The organism is Enterococcus sp. AZ177 (assembly GCF_050544585.1).
Classification (GTDB): Bacteria; Bacillota; Bacilli; order Lactobacillales; family Enterococcaceae; genus Enterococcus_L; species Enterococcus_L plantarum.
The window spans coordinates 292,032-309,110 of sequence record NZ_CP172944.1 but is presented as its reverse complement, the minus strand read 5'-3'; the positions used below and the strand labels follow the sequence as shown (position 1 = coordinate 309,110).

Here is a 17,079-nt window from a genome sequence, read left to right as displayed (position 1 = left end):
AGCCAGTGTTAAACGATGGATTGGTGATAGAGTAAAAACTGTGTAAGCATTTCACTAGACCAAAATAGCTCAGTGTTAAATACTTACACAGTTTTATGTTTACTCTTGAAATAAACGCTACGAGTAAAAACTTAAATTATAACGTTTACTTCTCAGTTATTATGGTGTTTCACTAAGTTCAAATAACATTTCGCCATGGTACTTCCCTAGCGCATTGACTGCACCAGGAGCAATTTCTAGCTTAAGTCCATCACCTGTAGAACTCCACTCTCCACTAATATCGTATTTCCCAGTGCTTGGTTTTCGAACAACAGGCAATGCTTGGTTGTTTAAAATAGTTTCTGTGTCCCCATGCTTATAGCGAACTGCATTTTTAAGTGGTGTTTTTCCGTCCTCATTTAACAATTCTTGTGTCAATTTCACGTTCAATGACCAACCAGGTTCACTTTCTCTTGTATCCGAAACAATCAGTGGGAGGCCCGTCACTTTAGGATCGTCAATCCGTATCTTTTTAAACGATGCAATTTCTAAACCAAAATCAAATGCTTCTGGATAAGACATATAGGTCAAACGTCCAGTAAATTTGTATTCCCAAAAAGCGGTAGAGCTATCCATATCTATAGGAGTTGATGGTATAGAAGAATCCACCAATGTATATTGTTTTTTTAACTTCGTCAGTGTATCTTGCACTTCATTTTCTAGTGCTAAATCAATTGTCGTTCCTAACTCTCTATCAATTGTGATTTCTGGATGGATGGTCACGCTTTTGCTGTTCACAAACTTGACTTTAAAATGGATGACTTCTATCAAACGATAACTAACCTCTGCTGATTCTTGACTGTAGGCATCAAATCCTTTTACAAAAATCTCATAGCTAGCCCCTTCTGGTAACAAAGAGCCCTCTATTGTAAAACTAAATTTACCAGTTGCTGGATCAATTGTTAGATCCTTATCCGCCACTTCTCTATAAGCAGATCCAGTTTCGCCATTTTTCTCGATCTTATATTGGAATTTTGCTGGGAAGTATTCTGTCTGAATTGTTCCTTTTACGACTTGTGCCTCACCCAGTGATGGGGCATCCTTATTTTCTACTGTTAAAACAGGGCTTTCCGGCATAATGAATTCTACTTTTTGTGGATCAGATGCAATACCAAACTGGTCCACTACTTTAAGGTAAACATCGTGCTTTTTACCAAAAGCTAAAGCTGAGGCTGGTATTTCAATCTTTTGTCCACTTTCAGTCACAGCAGTCATCGAACTAGATTGAGTCGTATTGATTTTTGTTCCAATAGACTGCCAACTGCCAACTTCGTCTATCTTATATTGCATGTCTAATGGATAATAGAATCCTATATGGGTAAAATCCGTAATCGTAATTGGGTAGCTTTTTGCAGTAGGTGATAACACTTTTGTTGCTTCGCCAGAACCTAAATTAAAGGCTGGTTTTGAAGGATTATTAGAAAGCTTCAACACTTCTACGTTGGATTCAATTTCATATTTATTCTTGGCACGAATCGCGAACATGTATGATTTGTCACTATTAACAATTTCGGTCTTAGGAATCAAAAATTCAAAGGTTGATTCCGATCCATTGATGACTGTCGCTTCTTTATATTGACTGTCCGGATCCTGTAATTTTTTATAAAAAACAGTTGTCGGCTTATATTTATCATCATCTATATAAGTCCCAGTCACTTTATAGGTATCTACAGGAACACGTCCATTGTTTTTATCTAATTTTATGACAGGGTTAGAATCAACATAGATCAACTTATATGTCACTACCTCTGATTTCAATGGCTCTTTTTCCGGTTCAGGAAAATCTTCAGCATAGATTAGAATTTCTTGGTCCTCATCTTTTAAATCCTTTGATAATTCTAAAGAAAAATCAATTCCTGTTCCGAGTTCATTTAGAGCAATTTCTTTTTCTTCAAATTTTTTAAAATTCGTCCCACCATCTATAGAATAATACAATTTCATTTTGGTACTGTCTGAATCAAACCATTGACCTGTAATCTTATGTGTTCCTTGATCTGTTAACCTGAATCCTTCATTTGAATCTAAAATAATGGAAGGTTTTTCACTAATTTTCTGTAAACCAACCTTATAAGAATAACTGATAGAATCTCCATATTTTAATGTTGGGACTATAGCAGATTTCATAGCCATCGCTGTATCATATGAAGGTGGTGGAACAATACCGTTTAACAGAATAGGTGTCCCTGCAATCCCATTATCTGCTTCATTCCCGCTACCATTTAACCCATCAAACGCACCATTTGGTTTAAGCATATACAATGCATCGCTATAACTGCTACCAGACCAATTGCTTACTGGATTTGGTACCTGAAAATAATAATTCAAACGATATGTAGCTCTTGGCTCTGGAGCCCAAATTGGTGAATTTGCTAGCGCATCTGTTTGTTCAATATACAGTCCTCTATTATTTCCCAAATAACGAATCGGCACTTCATCATTATCAGACAAAAACGTATCAAAATAAGACATTAACGCCACATTATCTAGCGAGAGATCTCTAATAGCGTCATCTGGTGTAATGTTTTTTAGATAAATTTCAATTCGGATATTGCCTTTCTCGGGATACATTACTTGTGTTAACTCAAATTCGAAGTTCATTATATCCCGCAAGCTCCCTAAACTTGATTCTTTTGGTTTTGCGCGATATTTTGCCATGAGTGCTACGCTACCATTAGCAGTCTCTTTCCTATAAAACTTGGCAGAATTTTTTATCGGGTTAAATGTCTTATAAACCATGTCATCGCCAGTCTCCGGATTTTTCACGCCCAAAACAATAGACTGGCTAGTATTTGGTCCAAAAATATAGTCTCCTTCTTCTGTTAGAATTGAATTTCTATATAAAGCTTGAATATCTCCTGGAGCTACACCATCTGGATAGGTCTTCAAATCTCTTAAAAACACATTGGGAATTAGTTGCAAATATGAGCTAATATTCAATGGAGTATCAAACATATCACCAAATTTGTACACAAGTTGCAGTTCCCCAGTTTCATCTAGATTAACAGATTCACGTCGCGCCGTGTCTACTGGTATCCAGCTAGCATCTAGTGCTGATGGCGCTTGTCTTTGAATAGGTGCCGATAACCCAGTATTATTTGAAGTCTTGTTTTCATCTTTACTAAGGTCTCCAGTTTTTGCCTCTAAGGATGCTCCTTTTGTTATGTACCCGATTGCTAATATGAATGTCATTAATAGTATTAGTGAAAATACTATATTTTTTTTCTTCATCTTTCTTCCTCCTTTAGAAAATTAATTCCTTAAATCAAATAATAGCTAAAAAATATAGCATTCCCGAATTAGACTCTTTTTTATTTTCTCAGTAATTTGATTATCAGTAGTCATTTATATACAAATTGGTTAAGTATTGGCTATATTTTTAAAGCATGTATATGTTGCTAAAACCAAGATACGTATCACTCTCATTTTCATCAAATACCTCCATAACATACGCGTAGATAATTTCTACAAAAATTCTTATTGAGCGAACAGAAAAAGTATCCTTACACACTTCGTTGGAATAAAAACGAACAAATATACTTTCAAAGCATATTTCCCTGTACATACTATATTAACACCGTATTATTATTTATTTTTTCAATAAACGGACAGCTCTAAGAAACGTTTGAAATGCTTTAAGTAAAAAATGAGCGACTTCTATATTAAAATCATTTTGTTTCGATTTTATTAATCGATATTAAACATATTATTCCGAAAAAATAAGGAAAATAACATGAAACTACCACTTATACTTGTTTAAATGTATGGAAATAATGCCTATGAAGGAGAACAGAAATAAAGGATAAGACAAATAGTTAGCACCATTTGTCTTATCCTTTATCTTAATTATTAGTTCACTCTTTTTTTACGATTTAGTACATAAGCCCCGACAGCTAGCATAATTGTTAGCAAACCAACAGTCTTAGCAATGTTGCTCTCTTTGCTTCCAGCTTTTGGTAATTGGTCTTTTGGTTGTACAGCATCTCTTTTAGATGTATTCGAAAGAATGGTATCACCTTTTGATTGTTTTTTTTCTTCTTTTACTAGTGTCCGTTCACCTTCTGCATGTCCATTCGATTTAATCTCTTCTTTGACAGGCTTATCTTGGTGCACCTCAATCTCTTTTCCAGAAATGGCTGGTTCTAATAAAGGTACTTCTGTTACATCAACAGTCTCTGGCTGAATTGGGTTGATTTCTTCTAATTCTGTTGACTCATCATCGATTGTTTCTTTTTGTTCATAAACGTGAATTTCTGGTTGTTCTTCCTTAGCTTCATTCAACTCTTTTTCTTTAATTTCTTTCGCTGTTTCTTTCTCGATTGGTTGGATTTCACTTAACTCACTAGATTCGTCTTCGATCATTTCTATTTGCTCTCCAACATGGATTTCGGGACTATCTTCTTTGGCTTGATTTGACTCTTCTTCGCTTTCTTTTGCCGTTTTTTCCTCGATTGGTTGGATTTCACCTACCTCACTAGATTCGTCTTCAATCATTTCTGTTTTCTCTCCAACATAGATTTCGGGATGATCTTCTTTGGCTTGATTTAATTCTTCTTCTTTCGTCTCTTCTGTTTTTTTAGGATCCAGAGGTGTGATTTCTTCTATCTGATTGGATTCGTCTTCTATGATTACTTCCTGTTCCTCCGGCTCATTTATTCGCTCATTTTCATCACCTGTGGCATTTCCGTCTAAAAAGATATTCTTTACTTTGTGCGTTGCTACTTCATTTGTCGCTTTTTCATAATACAGTTGATACTCAATTTGACAATCGTTAGTAAAGTTCGCTTGTTTTTTCCCAGCCTCTGTTATTGTCGCTGTGTACATAATTGAAAAGGAAGCCAACCGTGCTTTTTCACGATAAAGACGAATTACAAAAGCATTGTCTTCGCCAAATGTAACGGTCCCATATCCATGATTTTCAAACTCTGACAAACTAAGTGTCGACCGACCTAAATAATTATCGACCGTAAACACAAAACTATCCTTATTTAACAGTTGTCCCCCACCAGATTGATCTGTCAAAACGATGTCATTTCCTAATTCTTGTTTATTCAAATTTGCATTTAAAAACCAACGGATTTGACCAGATTTCCCAAGTAGATCCCCAGTTTTATAAAAGAAAGGTTTCTCAACTTCCACGCCACCGCCTGTGTGTCCTTTAACTACAATATTGGGTACAGTGATTGATGTTCCAAGATTTGCTGGTATCTCTTTCACTGTATTTTCTGCAACATTTTTTACACGCACACCGAAAGTAAATTCACCACGAACGTGATCTAACTGATTCACTTTCTCATTAAAGGTCGCAATTACTTTATCTTTATAAACACGGGTTATACCTAACCCATTTAAATCAATTTCACGTGGTACACTATCAGAATCAACGAGGCCTTCAAGCTCTTTTGGTAAGGATAGGGTTAAGGTATCTCCTGCACTTAGCTTAGTAGTAGATTTTTCACTGAACGTTACTCGAATAGAGGTCAACTCGCCATCTGACAATTCTGATTTATCAAAATGGATTGAATCAACAAACCCTCCATTATTTAATTCCGCAGCCAATGACTGCTGGCTAAATCCAACTACTCCTAACAACCCTACAAACATTACAAAAAACCAAGATAATTTCTTTCTCATCTTTTATACATCTTTCCTTCCTCGTGATTGATATAGACTAATATGCATTCTATATTGCTTTTGTGAAGAGCAACTTTTCTGATGTTAAACAAAAAAGGAAGTCGTGTCAAAGATTATATGTTTTACATTAAATTATAATGATTGTTATTTTCATTAAATATATTTTCAATAACAATATTATCGAATTATTATTAAAAATAAGATTGTAAATTGATGATTAAGATTTCTTATTTGACCTGTCATAGATAAAAACAACATGATTAGAACAATTTTTTATCTTGATTCAAGAAAGGTTACTTTTTTTCTTACTTTAAAAACGTTCTTTCATAGTATATTTTTGATTATAAGTATAAATTACGTTAAACTTTTATAGAGTTCATTTTTAATTTATATTATTTTATAATTTTATAATAGAAGGTTTATTTTAGAAAAAAGAGGGAGCGATGATTGATGTGCACAAGTATTACAATGACGACAAAAGATCAACATGTTTTATTAGCTAGAACAATGGATTTTGCGGTTATTTTAGAGGGTGAGCCGACGTTTATTCCAAGAAAAAAATTTGTATTCGTTAATGACGAGAGCTACGACCGTAAAAATGAATACGCCTTTGTAGGAATGGCGCGGCAAGTGAATAAGGAACACTTTGTTTTTGCGGATGGTTTAAATGAAAAAGGACTTTCTTGTGCTGCTCTTTATTTTTCAGGGTATGCTGATTATAACAATCAAGATACTTCTAAAAAATATACCTTAGCACCTCATGATGTTGTCCCATTTTTATTGTCTAATTGTTCAACGATTGAAGAGGTAACACAGACAATGGAAAACGCTCGAGTTGAAAATACGGCCTTAGATTTCTTAGGCATCGTCTTACCTCTTCATTGGGTTATCACTGATAAAACCGGGAAAAGCATTGTCATTGAATACACTGAACAAACCTTATATATTCACGAAAACACAGTTGGGGTCATGACAAATAGTCCCGACTATAAATGGCATACAACAAATTTAAGAAATTATATTGGCCTTCAACCTAGTCAAAAAACAGAAGTTCATTTAAAAGATATGGTCATGAAACCATTTGGTGAAGGTGCTGGTGCTTTTGGTCTTCCTGGTGATTTTACACCACCATCAAGATTTGTTAGAGCGGCCTTTCTAAAGGCTTGCTTACATGATGTTCAGACAGAGTTAGACGGTGTTACGTCTATGTTTCATGTTCTTGCTAATGTGGATATTCCTAAAGGTGTCGTAAAAACAACACAAGCGTATGACTATACGCAATATGCCTCTGTTATGGTGAATAGTTCGCTAAACTATTACTATAAAACGTATAATAATCAACGTATTCGCTGTATCCAACTAGCAAATGAAGATTTCGATGCTACTTCTGGAAAAATCTGGTCTAGTGGTGATACAGAAGACATTTTGTATCGCAATGCTAAAAAATAAAAAGAAAACGAGCCTGGGACATAACTAAAAAGGGTATGTTTCAGGCTCTTAGTAACCGAATAAACGGTGGGCGCAGAAGCAACTCCTTCGGAAATAAGCCGAAATTCATAAAAATTTGAAGAGCAATTTTCGTAAATTCCTTCTTATTTCTCGGAGTTAAACACTTCTGCCCCAACCTCGTTTTCTTTTATTTTTTTAATTCCTCATTTCAAACTCGCCGTTTTTCGTATCATACTAAAAGTTTTGACGACCACAAGTATTCTTAGCACTCTTGGGAGAAAAGATTCTATTGAGACACCTGCATGACGCAAACTTTTTGCTAACTAAATCCAGTTCAACTCTCTTGTAGTGTACGCACGGTACCCATTATTTTCGTGGAATGACACCCACTCGTTCATAGTAACGAATCGTATCAGTCGTTAAACCAAACATTTCTGCAGCTTCTTTGCTATTCAATCGAGTTATCCTCTTTAATTGCTCATTCCAAATTGGAAAAATCGTGATTGATGATTTCTTGTAATCTAAATGTATCATGCTCAAATTCAAATTTCAAAATACAGCAATTTCCTAAACGGTCTTTTTGATCCACATCACTTGTATGGGCCCAATTTCGCATAAATTGTCGGCAAGAGGCCCCATGGGATACAGCTAACACCGTTTTACCCGCTTCTTTCATGATTTTCATCAAGGTTTCCGATACTCGTTCTCTAAATTGACCTTCTTCTTCTCCACCATATCCAACAAAGAAATCTCCATAGGGTAACGGTGGGTTTAGTGCCTCACTTTCTGATTCGAAACGGCCAAAATTCCATTCTTTCAAGCCTTTGACCCTTTTATATGACCTATCTGTCACTTGCTCTAAGGTATCGCTAGCGCGTTCAGATGTAGACGTATACGCATCATCAAAATCAATACCATGATCGTTAAAATAAGCCCCTGCAATCTGCGCTTGTTTGATGCCTTTTTCCGTAAGTGGAGAGTCGCACCAACCTTGGATTTTTTTCTGTTGGTTAAATAATGTTTCGCCGTGTCTCATCAGATATAATGTTTTCGTCATCTACCTCATCCCCATTTCTATACGTTTTACTTATCATAACCCATGAAGTGCGCTCCAAGGCAAGTAAAAAAGCTGAACATAACTGTTCAGCTTAACTTTCTACCTATTCAAGCAAGCGCCCGTTGTCATGCCAAGCACCATATATTTTATTGGCTTTGGTGTTCTCAATAAATTTATCTAATCGTTTTTCAAACAATTCAGGTTGATGTTTGTACGTTTGAATTGTATCAATCCGAATACGCCGATATAATTCTGGAAAGTTTAAGAACATTTCGTAGATTTCCATATCCTCTTTCAGTCGTTCTACGATAACCGTATCGATTTGAAAAGAAGTTGCTGTCATGTCCGGCAAAACATTCCTACCTTGTTCTGTTAGCAAACCTAGTTTTTCCAAACGGCGAACACGTTCTTTATTCAGTTCTGTCCAAGGACTTTTTTTCGCTCTTGGTGAAAGTCGTTGTGCTGTTTGTGTTTCTGAAACTTTCTTTTTAATACCGTCAATCCAGCCAAAGCACAAGGCTTCTTCTACTGCATCTAAATATTGAATTTTATTTGGTTCAGGTTTGATACTGACAATGACCCAACAACATTTTGCGGTTGTGCTATTTGTGTTTAGCCAGTCTCGTAGTTCTTGTCTGGTTGTGATGGGTAGTAGGTTGTCGATTTGCAAGCATTTAACTCCTAATTTATTTTCAACCGATTTTCAATAACACTTTGAATCTTCTTCTCTATAAAAGATACTAAAACATCAAGCTTTATGAAACTAAATAGAGTTGAACGTAAAAAATCAATTGCTGTACAGACTAAGTAAATAAAAATACCATAAGCAAATACTTTCATCAAAGAGACAATAAGAATAGTATCTGCCAAATCAACAAAATAATTTTTTAAAATGAAATAAAAAATTATTGGGTGCGTATGAATTAGATAAACGCCAAATGAAAAGGGTGAAAATGAAAAAACACATTTTGATATCACTTTATTGCTCGTTTCCACTTTAAGAAAGAGAATAAATAAACAAATAGAACTACTTAAAATCAAGGGTGATACGTAATCAATAAACCAATTTTCCCCTTTGCTCTCATTGAAAATAGGATTAAAAGTACTCATTATTATTAGTAATATAGATAATGCATTGACCCCTAGATAACTACGCATTAATTTCTTTACTGATAATTCTTCAATCGTTATATGAAGTTTTATATACGCACCAATAACGTACATAAAAATCAACCAGATCATACTATATCCTTTATACAAGTTAAAAGGATCACTGCTTGAGAAAATGGAAATACTGCCTATCAAAAAGATTATCCCTATCCCATACCTTAATTCTGCCTTGGTTAATTGATGAATCCCTTTGTTTAATAGTGGAATAAATAAAAACAGACCTACATAAGCTGTAAAAAACCAATAACTTTTAGTAGCCACAGGAAATAGTGCATTGATTGGTACTACCGGTTCTGCTCCTATGATCAATTCAGCTCCCACACTTAAGAAAACTGAATAAAACAAGACTTGAAACCATAAATAGATTAATTTTTTCAATCGCCATTTAGCTTTTATCATAAGATAACCAGAAATCAAGGCAAAACAGTTTACTCCTACAAAGCAGAGTGTCTCGAGCCCCCAAAAAACAACATAATTAACGCTACCATACTCCACATTTTCTAATATCCCTCCGATACCTAATATATGAAGGATGACGACCATAAACATTGAAACTATTCTAAGTAAATCTATTCCTAAATGCCTTTTCAACTCTTTACAACTCCCTCTTTCTCGATACTATTTCCTTGGTAATATTCATTTACAAAATATAATGGTCTATTTTTGGTTTCGTTAAATACTCGACCTAAATATTCTCCAATAATTCCTAAAGAAATCAATTGAAGTCCACCTAAAAAAAGAATACCAATCATTAACGAAGGATATCCTGAAACACTTGCCCCCAGCAACAAAGTTTGAATCAAAACGATCATCATATAGATAAAGGCAACGAAAGAAACCACAACTCCTATCATCGCTGATATTCTTAAAGGAAGAGTTGTATAGGATGTGATCCCATTCATTGCTAAGTTCATTAAAGTAGTGGCTCGCCATTTAGTTGTACCACCGGCCCGTTCATCCGCATCATAAAAGAGTTCCTTTTTCTTAAATCCAACCCAGCCATATAAACCTTTTGTATATCGTTCTTGCTCTCTTAGCTGTTTCAAAGCATTAATCATCTTACGATCCAACAGTCGGAAATCACCAGCATGAGGATAAATATTTATGTTACTAGCCTTTTGAAGTATTCTATAGTAAAGAGAAGACGTTATTTTTTTCAAAGCAGATTCGCCTCTTCTTTCTTTTCGAACAGCATATACATCCGAGTAGCCTTGTTCCCACCAGTTAATCATTTCTTTGATCATCTCTGGTGGCTGTTGTAAATCTGCATCGATGATAACCAAAGCATCTCCTTTGGCATAATCAATGCCTGCTAACATCGCAGTTTCTTTTTCATAATTTCTAGACAAGTCTAAAAGAGCAATTCTTGAATCTTTCTCTTTCAACTTTAAAACAATAGGTACACTTTGATCTTGACTTCCATCATTTACAAATAGAAAATCAAAACGATACTTAGAACATTGCTTCGTTAATCTCTCAAGACGGTTATATAACTGTTCCAAAACCATTTCTTCGTTAAAAAAAGGAATCACTATCGTTAGTCTTTTCATCCTCATTTTCACCTCCTAAATCCCACTAATTTCATTCTTTGTACAGTAGAACAAAATCTTTATTTTCATATGCCTCAAAATCTTTTAGTTCCTCTAACTCATCTAAATCTGTCCCGCTATGCCCTAGATAACCTACAGAACCTTCAGTATCCTCAATTTTCTCTCCATCTTCTAAAAAAACATATCGACCATAGTGCTTAATTGTCATGTTCTCTAATCTGTCGTATGGCGTATCACGTGTCGCCTGGTATGCTTCTGGGGAAATAGGATCATAAAAACGAAAGAAGATAAAGGTCCAATTCTTCAATTGTTTGAAGCTAGATCGATCCACGTAAATTGTTTCTAATTTTTTTTCTTCTCCTACTTTAAGCACATCACCTAAAGTAATTGGTGCCATATACGTACTGTCTTGTTGTTCTTCTTTGTATTTAGACGTGTAATTAAACAGAAACAGGACAAAAAGAACCGATAAAACAATAAAAGAGGATTGAAATACTTCTACTTTTTCAAGGGAACACAAAGCATATAATCCGTATCCCATAATAATCGTCATCGGAAAAAGTATCACATTCCAATGATGAACAACCGGCACTACTATTAAAAGCAACGGAATACATGACCAGAACCAAAGGAGAGTAATCTTACTAAAATGTGTTTTTTCTTGATTTATTTTTCTTAAACCAATACCGACCAGAAACACTCCTGCTAAATTATAAATAAAACCAAATCCTGGTATTGAACTAAAGATCAATCCATCGCCACCATAAATAATAAAGACTACTATTCGTTTTAGATTTTCAACTAACGCAGATAAAAAATCTTCTTGAAATAAAATTGTTTGTCCTGTATTTTGACTCCCTATAAGCTTTGGAAAAGTTATTCCTAAAATCGAGATACTATCTTCTCCAAAATATTGAATAAATGCAAACAGTAAAATTGGTAAGATTGTTACCACTAAAGTAGCAATCAATATGATCATTTGTTTTGTATCAATTAAACGATTCTTCATAAAATAGATTAGAATCAAAATTAGAAAAATTGGTAAAAAATACCAAGTAGCAATATAAGCATAGGCAGTCAAACCTAATAAAAATACAGAAAAACTATAAAAAACCATCTTTCTTTTCCCTAGAGCTTCGATTCCGAGTTGAATAAAACAAAAAGCAAGCAAGAGTAAATGAGGTGCAACATTCGCATCTAAACCAAAGCGACTAATCATTATGTGCCATGGGCTAATAGTTAAAACAAAAAAAATTGCCAGTGACAAGTAACGGGGAATTTTTAGTTTAAGTAAGGTCCACATAACCACTAATAACGTAATTGATGACAGACTAAGCATTGCTAATCGTGTACTGATTAAATTTAATCCCATAATTTTTACAAAAGGTAATGAAAGATACGAATATAATGCATTTGGGCCCGGCCCGTACCGTAACCTATCAGGTAAATGGGCCATGAATTCAAGGCACTATCCGTTCCATAATTTGCCAACGCCCATGTATCATATCCAGACATTGCCTCATCGATCTGTAATCCTGGAAGTTCCCCTAAATTGAAATACCTAACCAAAAGTCCTACACACAGTAACATGAAAAGCAATTGATTAAACCTATTATGTTTTCCAAATAACGCCTTTCCCGATTCTTTCTGCACAACGAACCCACCTACTAATAAAAAAACCAACAGCAGCCCATACAAAATTATTGTCATTATTTTCTCCTTTTTTGAAGAAAATGGGGTAAAACTAAAGCTTAGTTTTGCCCCATTCTCTATACTATTCTCCACTAGTGATTCTGTTTCAAAACACTAGTATTTTGCTTTTTCAATTGATAGATTTATGCCCAACTCTTTCGTTTATTCTCTTTGTTCAGAAATTTCCGCATATATTTCTCTGACTGTACCTTCTTGATCATAAACCACAGCAATTTCCTTTAGAAACTCTTCATTTTTTTTCAATCCAGATGAGTTAGAAACTACCGGTAAATAGTCTTCTGTTATTGGCTCTACCGCTTCTTTTACTCTCTTTTCATATCCTGCCACGCCACTTACTATTGCCTTTTCAGGGAGCTTCATATTTTTTCCTAATTCTCGAATCAATTCACTTAGGTTATCCTTAGGTAACTTCCCTTTTACTTTAGAAATTGTTATTTTAATAATTTGCGATTGTAAATATGCTTGTTTTTGATCAACTGAATATTCATAGTTCAAATTAACTTCAGCAAACACTTCCAATTCTTTCTCTTTATAAAAAGGATATACCGTCTTAAACTCTAAGGATTTATTTCTAGCAAAAACTGAATATTTGTTTTCTCCTGCTTTAATGTTTTTCGTTGGAATCATTTGATTCACAAGTTTTTTAGTGTCCTCATAATAAGTTGGAATACTTAGTTGGTATTTATCTTTTAAAAGAGTGAAGGCTTCATCTTCTGTTTTTAAGTTTGAATAATCAGAATCTCCAAAAGATCTTTCCCGTTTGTTAGTCCAGCTCAATGATTGATCTGTTTTCGAAAACTGTTCATAACGTTCTGGTTTCGTACAACCTACAAGAGCAATTATAAGTACAAAACTACAGACTAGCATTCCTATGATTTTTTTATTTTTACTCATTCTGGCACCACCACTCTAGTTGGTTCTTTACCAGGAAAGGCCTCTTGTAAATATGTTAGTTCAACAGTACTTGTATCCACTAATTCATACAGTACCACAGATTCAAGACTCTCTCCTTGCTCCACAGATGCTGACTGTGTTGCAACTAGTTCTTCAACATCTAAAAACGCATTATCTTGTGCGAGCTTTCCTACTGAAAGAATTTCATTGTTTTGTTTGGCTGTCACGAATTCTTTCCAAACAGAAGGTTTAACAGCTTTTTCATCAAGATTTGTAAAGGTGTAGCGAATAGCTAATACGTTCTTTTTATCCGCTCCTTCCAGTTTCCGAACTGCTGTAATTTCCATTTTCAACTCTTTATTTTCGATAGTAACTATGTCGCCCTCTTCTTTTTCTAATGCTTCTTGCGATTTCGTCGCTTTCGTCTCATCAAAACTAACTTCTTTAAATGTTTCAACAGCTGCATCTATTTTTTCAGAACGTTTTCTATAGGAATTGTCCTCAGCAGAATAAAAGGTCATTTGAACAAAACCATGTTCCGTCCATATATAATAAAAATGAGCCCATACTGATTTTTCTTTAAATTGTGTGTGTACTGTGTATTTACAAACTGGATAATCGCCCACTTTATATTCTTTCATGTAGACATCTTTCGCTTTTTTATACTTATAGCGTTCTTTTATTTTTTTTCTGGTTTCTTCACCAAACCCCTTTTGTTCGACTTCATCTACAGGAGTTGTTGTAATAAATAAGTACGAGTTACTTTTACTATCCTCGGCGCTAAATGCTGTTTGAAGTCCATACTCACTGTTTACTTCCTTATCTTTTTTCCAGCCAGCTGGCAACTGCATCTCATACGAAACACCACGATCTTCAAAACTCTGCGCTTTCTTTTCTAACGTTCCTGTACAACCCATTAAAAGAAACAAAGTTACTGGTAAAAATAATGCTATTTTTTTTAGTTGTTTCATACACTTTTCTCCTTTTCTTTGACGTTATACTTTTTCCGGCAGTAGTAGGCATATATACTAAACAGTAACAAACAGACCACAAATAATACTGCTCCTAATTTCATTCCTTTTGGATAGTACGTCAACTGAACCTTATGATCTCCTTTTGGAACCTTGATCGCAATCATCGCTTCCTGTACAGCTTCTACTTTGACCGTTTTACCGTCAATTTTCGCTTGCCAACCTTGATCATACGGAATCGTTGTAAAGATAACTTGTTCTTTTTTCGTAGAAATATCCGCTTGGACGTGATTCCCCTTAACTTTAAACGAAACATCTTTATTCTTGATTTTTTGTATCGCCTGATCTAAAACGTTTGTTTTTAAGATCAACACGGATGGTCTAATCATTTTGACCACGGGTTGCCCAGAAAATGTTGCCGTCACTTTTACTTTTTCTGCTTTTTCATAGTAGCCGAGATTATAATATGCTCCTGTTGATGATAATCTCCCTCTACTTTCATGTCCAGGAACACTAACTTCTACCAAACCCATATCGCCAGAAGAAGAACCTACATCCAAATTCAAATAAGCTTGAGTCTTTTCTGGTATATTGACTTCCCATGTTATGCTTTGAGCTTCATCATTGTTACTTTCTTCTGAAAAATATGTAGCATCTCCATATTCACGAATATGCATATTTTTTCTAGATACTTCATTTAAACCTGTAAATTGAAAGATTGGCTCTTTTATTTCTGAAAGGTGCTGAATCAATGACGTTTGATTGTTGTTATTTTTTTCTTGATAAATCTCTTTATCTGTTAACATCCCTAGAGGTAACGCTGCTTTATTTTCATACAGTGAGTATTCTCCATGTGTAGCGATTTTTTCAAACCCATATTTCTTAGGATCTTTTTTAGCCAAATTATATTTAATTCCCATAAGATCATCCATTAAAATAGTATTATTCGGGTACATAATAGTAAGATTGGTTCCTGGCGAACGATAGCCTAACTGATCCAAATACTGTGATGAATGTCGATTACGAATAGATGAAAACATGGTGACTCCTGAATAATCGTAATTAAAACTATCGGTTCGACTAATCGCATCCATATTCTCTAGTCGATAAAACGAATCGTTATCGTTCTTTGTCTTACTCACCAAAGCTTCAATATCTTTATAGGATGTTGTGTAGCGTTCTCTATACGTATATCCCCATTCCTTATCGATTCCGCGTAGCGTTTGATTCGTATTGAAAAACGCTTCCCCACTGATAAAGATAAGAAGTACTATTGGAATAATTTTGGCTAACGTTTTAAACTTATCTTTCACTATAAATATCAAAAGATAAACAATTAAAAGAACAAGCGTCAAATTTAAAGATTCTTGCGTAATATATCCATATCTTTTCTTATTCGAGACATTCACAACTAATAAGAAAATACCAATAAGCGTAAGCGTAATATTTCCAAGCGTATTCAAATCTTTTGTCTCAAATTTTTCTAATCCACTACCGGCTAAAATAAGAACAAGTGCAGAATAAAGAAAGCTAAAACGAAATAGAAACATGTTAGGTGAATGGAGCCCTTGCCACAACAGATTTAATGGCTGAATATAGACACTTAAAATCATAAATAGAAGTAAGCTACCATAGAGCAGTTTATTTTTTAACGGGATCTTCTTACTAACAAAATAAAAAATACAGAACAATAATGGGAATAGACCGACATATATAAATGGAGCACTTCCATACTTTGATGTATCATAAACACCTGGCATACTTTTTACAATAAAATCCCAAATACCTAGATTGTGTGTAAAAAAAGTACTAATCGCATCAGTTTTTTCTCCATTCATTTTTAAATCGATCACTGAAGGTAAAATAATCACCATTGAGGCTCCACCAGCCAGTAAAGAAGTAATAAAATATGGGATGATCGAGTGTTTATATCGTTTCCAGTCTGTCAATACACAAATTACAAAATATAAGAAGCTAAAAAGGCCTACCATAAATGCCATGTAGTAATTTGATACAAATAAGAGTAGGTAACTTACAAATAATAGAGTAGGGCGCTTCTTATCCATCATTCGCTGAATTCCTAGTAAAACTAACGGCAAGTAAATCAAAGCATCCATCCACATCAACATGATCGAATAGGCAATCGTAAACCCCATCAAGGCATAGCAAATACTCAAAGCTATTTTAGTCCATTGCGGTAATCGGTATATATTATGAGCATATACCCAAAAAGTCACACCCATCGCTCCGATTTTTGTTAAAAGGATCATATACATCGCATCTGGCATATGTAAGTTATCGAAGAAAAACACCAAGAAACTGAAAATACTATTTACGTAGTAACTCATCAATGAGACAAAATTTAGTCCTAATGAACCAGTCCACGTATAAAAAAATGATTGTTTTCCATGTAATACATTATTAAATCCTGAATAAAAATTAAGCAGCTGCCCAAATCCATCACTAGCCAACATCGTTCGGTCACTAGTTGGGTAAATTCCTAATTGAAAATAACTCACCGCCATAATTATAATCGGTATAAAAAAGCTAACCCCGATGGCCCAACCATTCTTTTTTACAAATACTTTCCACTGCTGCATTTTCT

General features: G+C 34.6%; 12 protein-coding genes and 1 pseudogene. 1 reads left to right on the top strand and 12 read right to left on the bottom strand.

What is annotated here, in order from left to right; translation table 11 throughout:
- Window positions 1-159: 159 nt before the first annotated feature.
- Both IGJ34_RS01435 and IGJ34_RS01430 read right to left on the bottom strand, forming a co-directional pair.
- Window positions 160-3,267, bottom strand: a complete 3,108-nt coding sequence (locus IGJ34_RS01435) for a hypothetical protein (protein ID WP_430597956.1) — start codon at window positions 3,265-3,267, stop codon at window positions 160-162.
- Between the two features lie 618 nt (window positions 3,268-3,885).
- On the bottom strand, window positions 3,886-5,670 hold the full coding sequence (locus IGJ34_RS01430; protein ID WP_430597955.1) for a collagen binding domain-containing protein: 1,785 nt from the start codon (window positions 5,668-5,670) through the stop codon (window positions 3,886-3,888).
- Window positions 5,671-6,120: 450 nt separating this feature from the next.
- On the opposite strand from IGJ34_RS01430, the gene IGJ34_RS01425 reads away from it, so the two are divergent.
- Window positions 6,121-7,119: a linear amide C-N hydrolase gene (locus tag IGJ34_RS01425; protein ID WP_430597954.1), complete on the top strand. Its 999-nt coding sequence runs from the start codon at window positions 6,121-6,123 to the stop codon at window positions 7,117-7,119.
- A 326-nt stretch (window positions 7,120-7,445) separates the two neighbouring features.
- On the opposite strand, the pseudogene IGJ34_RS01420 reads toward IGJ34_RS01425, so the two are convergent.
- The 10 genes and pseudogenes from IGJ34_RS01420 to IGJ34_RS01375 form a co-directional block, all read right to left on the bottom strand.
- Window positions 7,446-7,575, bottom strand: a pseudogene (locus tag IGJ34_RS01420) (MerR family DNA-binding transcriptional regulator); the annotation flags it as partial.
- 22 nt (window positions 7,576-7,597) lie between these two features.
- The gene (locus IGJ34_RS01415; RefSeq protein WP_430597953.1) at window positions 7,598-8,176 is read right to left on the bottom strand and encodes a histidine phosphatase family protein; all 579 of its coding nucleotides are present in this window, start codon (window positions 8,174-8,176) and stop codon (window positions 7,598-7,600) included.
- Window positions 8,177-8,279: 103 nt separating this feature from the next.
- The gene (locus IGJ34_RS01410; protein ID WP_206848274.1) at window positions 8,280-8,846 is read right to left on the bottom strand and encodes a YdeI/OmpD-associated family protein; all 567 of its coding nucleotides are present in this window, start codon (window positions 8,844-8,846) and stop codon (window positions 8,280-8,282) included.
- An 11-nt stretch (window positions 8,847-8,857) separates the two neighbouring features.
- Complete coding sequence (locus tag IGJ34_RS01405) at window positions 8,858-9,937, bottom strand: acyltransferase (protein WP_111248069.1); 1,080 nt, start codon at window positions 9,935-9,937, stop codon at window positions 8,858-8,860.
- Window positions 9,934-10,896: a glycosyltransferase family 2 protein gene (locus IGJ34_RS01400; protein ID WP_430597952.1), complete on the bottom strand. Its 963-nt coding sequence runs from the start codon at window positions 10,894-10,896 to the stop codon at window positions 9,934-9,936. The genes IGJ34_RS01405 and IGJ34_RS01400 overlap by 4 nt, the downstream gene beginning before the upstream one ends.
- A gap of 31 nt (window positions 10,897-10,927) precedes the next feature.
- On the bottom strand, window positions 10,928-12,268 hold the full coding sequence (locus tag IGJ34_RS01395) for a hypothetical protein (RefSeq protein ID WP_430597951.1): 1,341 nt from the start codon (window positions 12,266-12,268) through the stop codon (window positions 10,928-10,930).
- Window positions 12,269-12,273: 5 nt separating this feature from the next.
- The gene (locus tag IGJ34_RS01390; protein ID WP_430597950.1) at window positions 12,274-12,549 is read right to left on the bottom strand and encodes a hypothetical protein; all 276 of its coding nucleotides are present in this window, start codon (window positions 12,547-12,549) and stop codon (window positions 12,274-12,276) included.
- 201 nt (window positions 12,550-12,750) lie between these two features.
- The gene (locus IGJ34_RS01385) at window positions 12,751-13,503 is read right to left on the bottom strand and encodes a hypothetical protein (protein ID WP_430597949.1); all 753 of its coding nucleotides are present in this window, start codon (window positions 13,501-13,503) and stop codon (window positions 12,751-12,753) included.
- Window positions 13,500-14,474, bottom strand: a complete 975-nt coding sequence (locus tag IGJ34_RS01380; RefSeq protein ID WP_430597948.1) for a DUF5067 domain-containing protein — start codon at window positions 14,472-14,474, stop codon at window positions 13,500-13,502. Before IGJ34_RS01380 ends, IGJ34_RS01385 begins: the two co-directional genes overlap by 4 nt.
- Complete coding sequence (locus IGJ34_RS01375) at window positions 14,471-17,074, bottom strand: YfhO family protein (RefSeq protein ID WP_430597947.1); 2,604 nt, start codon at window positions 17,072-17,074, stop codon at window positions 14,471-14,473. Before IGJ34_RS01375 ends, IGJ34_RS01380 begins: the two co-directional genes overlap by 4 nt.
- Window positions 17,075-17,079: the final 5 nt, after the last annotated feature.